This is a genomic window from Hydrogenophaga sp., assembly GCF_051007235.1.
GTDB lineage: Bacteria > Pseudomonadota > Gammaproteobacteria > Burkholderiales > Burkholderiaceae_C > Hydrogenophaga.
The window spans coordinates 1-10,574 of sequence record NZ_JBPCSJ010000087.1; the positions used below are offsets into that span (position 1 = coordinate 1).

A 10,574-nucleotide genomic window follows, 5' to 3' on the forward strand; every position below is an offset into this window, starting at 1 on the left:
GCTGCTGAGCGTGGCGCCAGTGGACACACGTCCCTCCACCCACAGCGACTGCACGCCTTGCGCAATGGCGCAGGTGGACCCGAGGGCAACAGCCACACACCATCCACGTCGCAAGAGGTGCCGGACAGCGCGCGTGGGAACGGCGGGCAAAAGAAAGTGGATCGGTCGCAGCATGTGTCGTTTCCTGGTCCGCCCTCAGGAGGCGGCAGCTGCCTTCTTGTCGCGCTTGTTTTTGGAAGCACTTTCCTGACCGTAGCCGTAGCCGTAGCCATAGCCGTAGGCGGCCTGATCGCCCCCACGCGCCTGGTTGAGCACCAGCATCTTGACCGGACAGGCCTCGATGGTGGTCAGTGCATGGCGCACTTGTGACTGCAAAGTTTTTTCGGCCTGGACCACCATCACGATTTGACCCATGTGCGTGGCCAGAACACGCGATTCGGTGGTCAGCAGCAGCGGTGGCGAATCAAAAATGATCACACGGTCCGGATAACGGCGCCCCATCTCTTCGACCAGCGAGGTCATGGCGTCACTGGCCAACAGTTCGGTGGCCCGGGCATGCGGTGTCCCACTGGGCAGCAGGGTCAGCTTCTCGATGTTGGTGCGCAACATCACATTGGCCATGTCGGTGCGCTTGTCCAGCAGCAGGTCCAGCAATCCAGGGCTCGGTGGCAACCCAAGCGTCTTCATCAACGAGGGTTTGGCCACATCGGCGTCGACCAGCAGGACCCGGTAGTCCAGTTCCATGGCCATGCTCATGGCCAGGTTGACCGCCGTGAAGCTCTTGCCTTCGCCAGGCATGGCGCTGGTGACCATGATCAGGTTGCCATTGGCCACTGGCGCAGCGCTCTTGCCACTGGCGTTGTCCAACAGCGGGCGCTTGATGACGCGGAACTCGTCCGCCGCCAGCGAGCGCGGTGCCGACGGCGTCACAAACCCCATGGTGTGCAGCCGCTCCAGATCGATCTCGACACGACGCGAGACGGCCGCCGGCTCAGAGTCTCGTGAAAGTTCTACCTGCGGAGCCTTCACAGCAGGGCCAGCGGGAATGGTCGCCCCAGCCTGGGCGGCTGGAGGCACCACCGCCGACTCGGGCATGGTTGCCCCGGCTTGGCGCAACTGATCCAGACGTTGAGCTGCTTTTTCAATCAAGGAGGACATGGTCTCTTACCTTCCCGTGCTGGCCATGTAGGAAAGGAGTGCCATGCCGATCACGAACAACAGAACCAGCACAACGAGCGAGGCAATGAAGCGCTTGAGACTGCGCGACTCGCGCCGACGCACCGCGTCGTTCCGGATCAAGGTCACCACCCCCAGCAATGGCAGCTGCGCATGGGCGCGCAGGCTTGCGGCTTCAAAATAAACCGGACGGATCTGGCTGATGAGAAAGGCCACCCCCGCGCCAACAGCAAATGCAGCCACCAACACCACCGGCAACAGCAGCACACGGTTCGGCGCTACCGGTTTGTTTTCTGCGCGAGGCGGATCGATCACGCGGAAGTCCGCCATGCTGGACGCTTGATCCAGTTCTCCGCTCATGGACACGGACTCACGGCGGGCTACCAGATCCTCGTAGTTTTTCTTGTGGATCTCGTAGTCGCGGTTGAGTTGGGCCAGCTCAGCCTCCATCTGCGGCGCCAGCTTCATTTGCTCCTGGGCGCGGCGTGCGCGCGACTCGTACTCGGCGACACGGGCACGCAGGGAGGCGACCTGAACGTCCGCCTGGGAGAGCACGCGTGACATGTCCGACAGCACCGGATCGCTGTCCACCATCACCTGCGGGTTGGACTCTGCTTGCTTTTGCAGCTCGGCGACTTCCTTCTTGCGCTGGTCCTCCAACTCGCGAATCATCCGGCGTGTGTTGACCACATCGGGGTGCGCCTCGGTGAAACGCTGGAGCAGCGCGTCCAGGTTGCTGCGCAAAGAAGTCAGCCGGGCATCGAGCTCCGGGGTGGCCAGGTTGGCAGCGGGCACACGGGTCGAGGTCTTGCGCGACGCCTTTTCCTGATCCAGCTGGCGACGGGCCGCGTCGCGGGCACTTTCCGCTTCGCGCAGTTCCAGACGCGCCTGGTTGAGGGTGTTGCCAATCTCGGACAAACGCCCGGCCATGTCCATGCCACCCTGGGTTTGCAGGTCGATGTTGCGCAGCCTGAACTCCTTCAAACGCGACTCCGCCTCGCTGAGTTTGCCTTCGTAGTTTTTGATCTGCTCTTCGATGAAGCGCCGGGCACTGTCCGAGTCGCTCTTGGAATCGCCCAGACTCGATTCGACGAAAATCGTCAGCATCGACTGAACGACGCGCAGCGCTTTGTCCGGACTCGTGCCTCGGTAAGAGAGGGTATAGAGATTGTCACGACCCGTGGTCTTGATGGACAGATCGGCCGTCACCTCGTCGATCAGCTTATCCTGTTCGGGCTTGGTCTTGGCGGCCAGATCGAGATCGGCCATCCGGATCAGCTTTTCCACGTTGGGACGGCTGATCAGCGTGCGGCTGAGCATGGTCACCTGCTGGTCGACATTGGGCTTCACCGCCAGACCCGCCATCAGGGGACGCAGAATCGTCTGCGTGTCCACATATACGCGAGCGGACGCCTCGAACCGGTCGGGCATCAACAAAACTGCGGCCGCGCCGACCGCTGCCACCACCCACGCCACCGCCACACCGACCCTGCGGTACTTCCACATCCCGCGCAGGATGGCATTGACTTGTTGAAGCAGTTCTTGCATGCGTGCGGCCTTCGGACCGATCCCTGAATAAGAAACCCGACGTCTAGCCGATGCGCGAGACGCCCGTCAACACCGTTGACGACCGATCAGAACCATCCTTGCGGGATGATCAGCACGTCGCCGGGCAGCATCTCGACGTTCGCCGAGATATCCCCGCGACGCACCAGATCCTGCAGACGCACGCTGTAGCGCTTGTTGCCCTCTGCGGCGCGGACGATGGTGGCCTTGTTGCCGTCGGCAAAATCGGTCAGTCCGCCGACCGCGATCATGACGTCCATGACCGACATCTTTTGCTTGTAGGGCAGAAACTGGGGCTTGGCCGCCTCCCCCACCACGCGGATCTGTTCGCTGTAGGGGCCAACGAAATTGGTCACGATGACCGTGACCACAGGATCGCGCACCAGCTTGGCCAGAGCCTTCTCCACATCGCGGGCGATTTGGACCGGGGTCTTGCCCTGTGCCACCAATTCGTCCACCAGCGGTGTAGAAACCTTGCCGTCCGGCCGGACCGGCACGGTGGACGAGAGCTCCGGGTTGCGCCAGACGTTGATGTTCAAGGTGTCGCCCGGGCCCACGATGTAGTTGTAGTCGGGCGACGCCGCTTGTGCGGGCGCTGCAGGCAGTGCGCTTTGCTGCGTGGCGCAGCCCGTCAAACCACCCATAACCAACGCAGACACCACCGGAAGCACGAGCCGCCCCCAGGCGAAAGGTGTATCTTTTTGCATGATTCCAGACCTCCAAACGGCGCCAAATGTTAGTAAAAGTTAACAGCCAAATGAATATACCGCAGACCCACGTCGGTTGACACCTGTGAATTTGTAAGCGCTCCTCTGAAATGATGAACCGTGATGGGCCCTTGACTGGCCCCCTGGATCACACCTGCACCCCGCTGGCCTCCCCATAAAATATGGGTTTTCCTCCAACACCTCGGGATCTTCAGCATGTCTCTCTTCTCCGCCGTCGAAATGGCCCCCCGCGACCCCATTCTGGGTCTGAACGAGCAGTTCGCCGCCGACACCAACCCGAACAAAGTCAACCTGGGTGTGGGTGTGTACTTCGACGACAACGGCAAACTGCCGCTGCTGCAGTGCGTGCAGGCCGCAGAGAAAGCCATGATGGACAAGCCCACCGCGCGCGGCTACCTGCCGATTGACGGCATCGCCGCCAACGACGCCGCCGTCAAGGGCTTGGTGTTCGGTGCCGACTCTGACGTGGTCAAGTCCGGTCGCGTGGCCACCGTGCAGGCCATTGGCGGCACCGGCGGCTTGAAGATCGGTGCCGACTTCCTCAAGAAGCTCAGCCCGAACGCCACCGTCCTGATCTCCGACCCCAGCTGGGAAAACCACCGCGCGCTGTTCACCAACGCCGGTTTCACAGTGGGAACCTACCCCTATTTCGACCAGAGCGCCAACGGCGGCCTGGGCGGCATCAACTTCGACGGCATGCTGGCCGCACTGAACGCCGCCGCCGAAGGCACCATCGTGCTGCTGCACGCCTGCTGCCACAACCCGACAGGCTACGACATCACCCCCGCCCAGTGGGACCAGGTGATCGCGGTGGTGAAGGCCCGCAACCTCACCGCCTTCCTGGACATGGCCTACCAGGGCTTTGGCTACGGCATCGCCGAAGACGGTGCCGTGATCGCCAAGTTTGTCGCCGCTGGCCTGAACATCTTCGTTTCCACCAGCTTTTCCAAGAGCTTCAGCCTGTACGGCGAGCGCGTGGGCGCCCTGAGCGTGGTCGGCAGCAGCAAGGAAGAGACCGACAGGGTGCTGAGCCAGCTCAAGATCGCGATCCGCACCAACTATTCCAACCCGCCGACCCACGGTGGCGCCATCGTGGCCGCCGTGCTCGGCAACCCCGAACTGCGTGCCCTGTGGGAACAAGAGCTGGGTGAAATGCGCGTGCGCATCAAGGCCATGCGCCAGAAGCTGGTGGACGGCCTGAAGGCCGCCGGGGTACAGAAGGACATGTCCTTCATCACCACCCAGATCGGCATGTTCAGCTACTCAGGCCTGTCCAAGGACCAGATGGTGCGCCTGCGCAACGAGTTCGGCGTCTATGGCACCGACACCGGCCGCATGTGCGTGGCCGCGCTCAACAGCAAGAACATCGACTACGTCTGCCAGTCCATCGCCAAGGTCATCTGATCCTGCACGCGACTGTGCCCAAAGGCCGCTTCACAGCGGCCTTTTTCATGCCCGGCCACCAGCCGGTTGCACAGCAGAGACAGCCCAAAGAAACCTTTCACAAAGGTGACAGATGGGCTGGAAATTTAGGTGTTTTCACCCTCATGCCCGTCAGACCAAACTGTTATATTGCACTGCAACATAACCGTTCACCATCTCGCCATGCTCTACCAGTTGTACGAAACCCAACGCTCCTTGATGGAGCCGTTCGCCGACCTGGCCGAAGTCGCCGCCAAGATGTTCAACAACCCGGTGCTGCCGCTGAGCCAGTTGCCCATGGCGCAGCGCGTGGCCGCTGGCTACGACCTGATGCACCGACTGGGCAAAGACTACGAGAAGCCGGCGTTTGAAATCCCGACGGTGAACGTGGACGGTGTGGATGTCGCGATCTTCGAGCGCATCGAGATCGACAAGCCTTTCTGCGAGCTGCGCCGCTTCAAGCGCTTCAGCGACGACGCCGCCACGCTGAACAAGCTCAAGAGCCAGCCGGTGGTGCTGATCGTTGCTCCGCTGTCGGGCCACTACGCCACCCTGTTGCGCGACACGGTCAAGACCATGCTCAAAGACCACAAGGTCTACATCACCGACTGGAAAAACGCTCGACTGGTGCCTCTGTCCGAAGGTGAATTCCACCTCGACGACTACGTCAACTATGTGCAGGAGTTCATCCGCTACCTGCAAAAGACCTACGGCAACTGCCATGTGATGAGCGTGTGCCAGCCCACCGTGCCGGTGCTCGCCGCCGTGTCGCTGATGGCCAGCCGCGGTGAAACCACGCCGCTGTCCATGACCATGATGGGTGGCCCGATCGACGCGACCAAATCGCCGACCTCGGTGAACAACCTGGCCACGCAGCGCAGCCACAGCTGGTTCGAGAACAATGTCATCTACCGCGTGCCCAGCAGCTTCCCGGGCGCCGGCCGCCGCGTGTACCCCGGTTTCCTGCAGCACACCGGCTTTGTGGCCATGAACCCGGACCGCCACGCCAACAGCCACTACGACTACTTCCAGGATCTGATCAAGGGCGACAACGAGAGCGCCGAGGCCCATCGCAAGTTTTACGACGAGTACAACGCGGTGCTGGACATGGACGCCGACTACTACCTGGAAACCATCCAGACCGTCTTCCAGGACTTCAAGCTGGTCAACGGCACCTGGGACGTGAAGAACGAAAAGGGCAAGGTCGAACGCGTGCGCCCCGAAGACATTGCCCACACCGGCCTGCTGACCGTGGAGGGCGAGCTGGACGACATTTCGGGCTCCGGCCAGACGGCCGCAGCGCACGGTCTGTGCACCAGCATTCCGAAGGCACACCGGATGCACTACGAGGCCAAGGGTGCCGGCCACTACGGCATTTTCAGCGGCCGTCGCTGGCGCGAGATGGTGTACCCGGTGGTCAAGACCTTCATCCTGGCGCACCAGCCCAAGGCAGCAGAGGCTTCTGCATCCGCTCCGGTGGTGGCTCCGGTCGCCACACCGGCACGCCAGCCTGCGGCCAAACGGGCGGCCCCCAAAGCCGTGGTGACAACGGCTGTCGCACCTGTAGCCAGCAAGCAGGTGGCCACCAAAGCCGCACAGGCCCGCAGGGCCAAGAGCCCGCGCGCCTGATCGCCATCGGGTGCGTGAGCGGGCTCAATGCCCCGGTATATTTGCGGCCATGAATCCGCTCGCACGGCGCATCGACGCCGCCCTGCCCCAGACCCAATGCACGCGCTGCGGCTACCCCGACTGCTCGGCCTATGCCGAGGCCATCGCAGCGGGTGAAGCGGCCATCAACCATTGCCCACCCGGGGGCGCAGACGGCATTGCCCGGCTGGCGGCCATCACCGGTCAACCCATCGTGCCGCTGAATCCGGAGAACGGCATCGACGGCCCGCTGACGCTGGCCGTGATCGACGAGGGCTGGTGCATCGGCTGCACGCTGTGCATCAAGGCCTGCCCCACCGACGCCATCGTCGGCAGCAACAAGCTGATGCACACCGTCATCGAACCCTATTGCACGGGATGTGAGCTGTGCATCCCGGTGTGTCCGGTGGACTGCATTTCACTGGAAGTGGTCAGCGGTGAGCGCACCGGCTGGCAGGCCTGGAGCGCCGAACAGGCCGACCTGGCGCGCAGCCGCTACGAAGCCCGGCAACAGCGCCTGCAGCGCGAAGCTCGCGAACACGATGCACGGCTGGAGGCTAAGGCACGCATGAAGTTTGACGATCTGCAGGCGCATTCCCTGCACACGGACCCGGCCACGCTGGACAAAAAGCACGCCGTGATCGAGGCCGCACTGGCCCGCGCCAAGGCCAAGCGCGAGAATCAGCAAGGCTGAAGCCACCGCCCTCGCGGACGGCCTGCTCCATGCATCAGGCGGCCACCATGGACTTGTACACGCCACAACCCACGTACAGGTCGTCCACCTTCACCACGTAGGACATCTTGGTCTGGATGCGCCCGGACGACGGGTTGGTGATGTCGTACTCCACCCAGCCCGGTTCGGATTCGCCCTGCGCCACGATCGCATCCAGCAGGGCCTGTCCATCGACGCCTGCGATGTCCTGCACGCGCGAGCCGATCTTCTCCGGCTTGCCGCCGAAAGCGCGGTAGCCGCCCGCGCTGTCGAGCGCGAAGACGTACATGTCGCGATCGAAGAAGTGCTGCCCCGGGTCGGTCAGGTCGCGCACGAAGCTCTCGCGCCCGACTTGCTGGCGGTGCTCCAGCGCGCGGTTCACCATGTCCATGGCTTCCTCGGCCGTGCCCTGCTGCAGCAGGAAGGAGGAGACCGCCTGTGACAGGTGCGCCGCACGCTGCTCCAGCAGGTTGGCCTGGCTGACGGCGCGCTCGACCATCTGGGCGTTGCGCTGGGTGATCTGGTCGAGCTGGGCGACCGCCGATGAAATTTCGGTCAGGCCGCTGCTCTGCTCGGCGCTGGCCGCGGAAATGAGCGACATGTTGCTCGCCACGCCGCGCACGCCGTTGACGATCTGCGTCATGTTGCTGCCCGCGGCACGGATCTGCGAGACGCTGTCGGCCACCTGTTCGCCCGAAGCCTGGATGAGCTGGCGGATCTCCTTGGCCGACGCGGCCGAGCGCTGGGCCAGCGTGCGCACCTCGCTGGCCACCACCGCAAAGCCCCTGCCCTGCTCGCCTGCGCGGGCGGCTTCCACCGCCGCATTGAGCGCGAGGATGTTGGTCTGGAACGCCAGGCTGTCGATGACGCCGATGATCTCGTTCATCTGCTGCGCACTTTTCTGGATGACCTCCACCGAGGCCACCGCTGCGCCCATGGACTGCGCGCCCGACTCGGCCACGTCGCGCACCTTGGCGGCCTGGGTGTCGGAGTCGCTGGCGGTTTCGGCGTTCTGGTGCACGGTGCTCGAGAGCTGCTGCACGCTGGCCGCGGTCTGCTCCAGGTTGGCCGCCTGCTGCTCGGTGCGGTCGGCCAGATCGCGGTTGCCCGCCGCCAGGCTCTTGCCCGAAAACGCCACCAGCGCGGAGTTGCTGCGCACCTGGGCCACCATGGCCGAGAGGTTGGCGTTCATCCGCTCCAGCAACTCGGCCAGCTCGGCCAGTTCGTCGCTGCCGCGGATCTTGATGTGGGAGCGCAGGTTGCCCGCGGCGGTCTGGCGCATCACGTCGATGGCGTGGCGGAAGTCGATGACGAAGCTGAAGTAAAACGACAGCATCAGGTACACCACCAGCAGCAGCCCGGCGGCCACGGCGGCGAGCGACCAGGCCAGCATGCGCTGCTCCTGGGCGACGCGCTGCCTGAGCAGGGTGTCCAGCTGGGTCTGCACCGCCTGCTGGTAGTCGGCCACCACTGTGATCGCGCGCGTGCCCGCCGCGAAGTAGTCGGTGGCCGACACGCCGCCCTGCGGCCCCATGGCCACCGCGGCTTCGTTCAGAAAAGCCTGAACCGCCTGCGCCGCCTGCTGGCCCTGCAGGCTGCTTTGACCGTACTTTTGCGCAAAGCGCTGCAGGTGCAGGATGTCGGCCGTGGCCGACTGCGCGTCCGCGATCAACATGCCCACGCGGTTGACCACCTGCGGGTCGCGCTCGGTGCGGGCCAGTTGCCCGGCGCCCAGGCCGCGGGCCTGCGCGAGCAGTTCCCCCCAGCGCGGCGTGTGACTCACCGCCATGTCCATCAGGAAATAGCTGGCCGGGTCGGGGTCGAACAACAGGTTGGAGCGTTCCGCCACGGTGTAGAGGAACAGGCGCAGATCGCGCACCAGCGTGCTGTGGCGTGCGAAGGCTTCTGCCGCGGGCATCTGCTCACTGGCCGCCAGTTCGCTGGCGGCCTGGCGCAGGGGCTTCCATTCGGCGCCCAGATCGAAATCGGGTCGTTCGGCCATCGCCTGGTCCACCGCCGCCAGCCCGCTCTGCAACTGCTGGCGGGTGGTCTGCAGCGCCGCGCGGGCACCGGCGTCGCCCGACAGCAGCAGGTTGGTCTGGCCTCGGTGCTTCTGCACCTCCACCCCCACCGCGTTCACCTGCTGGGTGAGCAGCGCGCCGTGGATCTCGGCCTCGGTGAAGGCGATCGAATCGTTGACGCGTTGCGCCAGCAGCACGCTGATGATCACCAATGGCACGAAGAGCACCAGCGCCAGCAGCCCCAGTTTGGTGGGCAGGCGCAGCAGGCGCATCAGCTGCACGCCGGGGCGCAGCGGTTTGAAAGAAAACATTCGCGGGTTCTCCACCGGTGGTCGTTCAGTGGCTATCGGCGGTGCGCAGCCGGGCTTGAGGTGGATGGCATCGGGGACTTCCCTTGGCCAGGCGGCTTCAGTGCACGCTGCGGATACCGGACTGCCGCGCCTCGAAGTGCCGGAACAGCTGCACTGCCATCAGGCGCAAGGTGTCGTCGGCCAGGTTGTGCGCGTCCTTGAGTTGCTGCAGCGCGTAACGGCGGTCGCACATCATCAGCGCGCGGCTGACGCACATGCCATGGCCCGCCATGCGCAGGGTGAAGCCTTCCAGCAGTTCGGGGGGCCAGGGCATGGCCAGTTCGCGCTCGCGCCAGGTCTGCGGCTGTTGCGCCCAGCGCTGGTCGCCTTGCGACAGCAACTCGCGCGGGTGCACATGGGCCGACAGGGCAGATGACTCGGACGGGGATGGGGCGTTCATAGCGCTCTCCTGAAAACGGCGACCAGCCGGTGGGTGTGTAGGGCATGAGGTTACGGAACGGCCGGTGTGCCTTTGCGTTGAATAACGCCACAAAAACCTGCCAGCCTTGGGTATCTCGGCAGCGCTGGGCACAATCTGAGCATGCACACCACCACCCGTCTGACCAGACTCACCGCCCGTCCCGAAGGGTCGTCCAGCACCGACCACCCACGCCCGGAACGCCTGCTGCGCGGCAACCCGCTGCGCGAAACCTGGAACCTGATAGAAGCCGATCTGCCCGCCGCCCAGGAGTTCTGTGGTGTCTGGCGTTTAGAGAATTAGAACTAGCGCATCGCCATGGGCCCGACCGAGCGCGAGCTGTTCACCGTGCTAGAAGGCCGCTGCCGCGTTCACGATGCACAGGGCGGCTTTGAAGACGTCGGACCTGGCGAAGGTCTCTACATCCCGCCCGGCTTCGAAGGCGCGTTCGAGGTGCTGGAGCACATGACCAAGACGTACATGATCTGCGAGTGACGACCAGGCCACCGGGCGCCATCCGATCCTGTGAACAAG

The 10,574-nt window shown here is 64.1% G+C and carries 10 protein-coding genes; 5 read left to right on the plus strand and 5 right to left on the minus strand.

Going from position 1 to position 10,574, the window contains the following annotated elements:
* Positions 1-195: 195 nt before the first annotated feature.
* The 3 genes from ACR2JA_RS02940 to ACR2JA_RS02950 form a co-directional block, all read right to left on the minus strand.
* Complete coding sequence (locus ACR2JA_RS02940) at positions 196-1,158, minus strand: XrtA-associated tyrosine autokinase (protein ID WP_434007628.1); 963 nt, start codon at positions 1,156-1,158, stop codon at positions 196-198.
* Positions 1,159-1,164: 6 nt separating this feature from the next.
* Positions 1,165-2,724 carry an XrtA system polysaccharide chain length determinant gene (locus tag ACR2JA_RS02945; protein ID WP_434007629.1) on the minus strand — a complete coding sequence of 520 codons (1,560 nt, stop codon included), beginning with the start codon at positions 2,722-2,724 and terminating at the stop codon, positions 1,165-1,167.
* An 86-nt stretch (positions 2,725-2,810) separates the two neighbouring features.
* On the minus strand, positions 2,811-3,386 hold the full coding sequence (locus ACR2JA_RS02950; RefSeq protein ID WP_434007637.1) for an XrtA/PEP-CTERM system exopolysaccharide export protein: 576 nt from the start codon (positions 3,384-3,386) through the stop codon (positions 2,811-2,813).
* 279 nt (positions 3,387-3,665) lie between these two features.
* Between ACR2JA_RS02950 and ACR2JA_RS02955 the strand changes: the two genes are divergently transcribed.
* The 3 genes from ACR2JA_RS02955 to rsxB all read left to right on the plus strand — a co-directional run bounded on the left by ACR2JA_RS02955 (position 3,666) and on the right by rsxB (position 7,233).
* On the plus strand, positions 3,666-4,874 hold the full coding sequence (locus tag ACR2JA_RS02955) for an amino acid aminotransferase (protein ID WP_434007630.1): 1,209 nt from the start codon (positions 3,666-3,668) through the stop codon (positions 4,872-4,874).
* A gap of 201 nt (positions 4,875-5,075) precedes the next feature.
* Positions 5,076-6,521: a polyhydroxyalkanoate depolymerase gene (locus ACR2JA_RS02960; protein ID WP_434007631.1), complete on the plus strand. Its 1,446-nt coding sequence runs from the start codon at positions 5,076-5,078 to the stop codon at positions 6,519-6,521.
* A gap of 49 nt (positions 6,522-6,570) precedes the next feature.
* On the plus strand, positions 6,571-7,233 hold the full coding sequence (gene rsxB, locus ACR2JA_RS02965) for an electron transport complex subunit RsxB (RefSeq protein WP_434007632.1): 663 nt from the start codon (positions 6,571-6,573) through the stop codon (positions 7,231-7,233).
* 34 nt (positions 7,234-7,267) lie between these two features.
* Here rsxB and ACR2JA_RS02970 read toward each other — a convergent pair whose 3' ends face one another.
* Both ACR2JA_RS02970 and ACR2JA_RS02975 read right to left on the minus strand, forming a co-directional pair.
* Positions 7,268-9,583 (minus strand): methyl-accepting chemotaxis protein, encoded by a 2,316-nt coding sequence (locus ACR2JA_RS02970; RefSeq protein WP_434007633.1) that lies wholly within the window; start codon positions 9,581-9,583, stop codon positions 7,268-7,270.
* 97 nt (positions 9,584-9,680) lie between these two features.
* Complete coding sequence (locus tag ACR2JA_RS02975; RefSeq protein WP_434007634.1) at positions 9,681-10,022, minus strand: hypothetical protein; 342 nt, start codon at positions 10,020-10,022, stop codon at positions 9,681-9,683.
* 141 nt (positions 10,023-10,163) lie between these two features.
* On the opposite strand from ACR2JA_RS02975, the gene ACR2JA_RS02980 reads away from it, so the two are divergent.
* Together ACR2JA_RS02980 and ACR2JA_RS02985 are read left to right on the plus strand one after the other, a co-directional pair.
* On the plus strand, positions 10,164-10,343 hold the full coding sequence (locus ACR2JA_RS02980; protein WP_434007635.1) for a hypothetical protein: 180 nt from the start codon (positions 10,164-10,166) through the stop codon (positions 10,341-10,343).
* Positions 10,344-10,358: 15 nt separating this feature from the next.
* Positions 10,359-10,535, plus strand: coding sequence for a cupin domain-containing protein (locus ACR2JA_RS02985; protein ID WP_434007636.1), 177 nt, complete (start codon positions 10,359-10,361; stop codon positions 10,533-10,535).
* Positions 10,536-10,574: the final 39 nt, after the last annotated feature.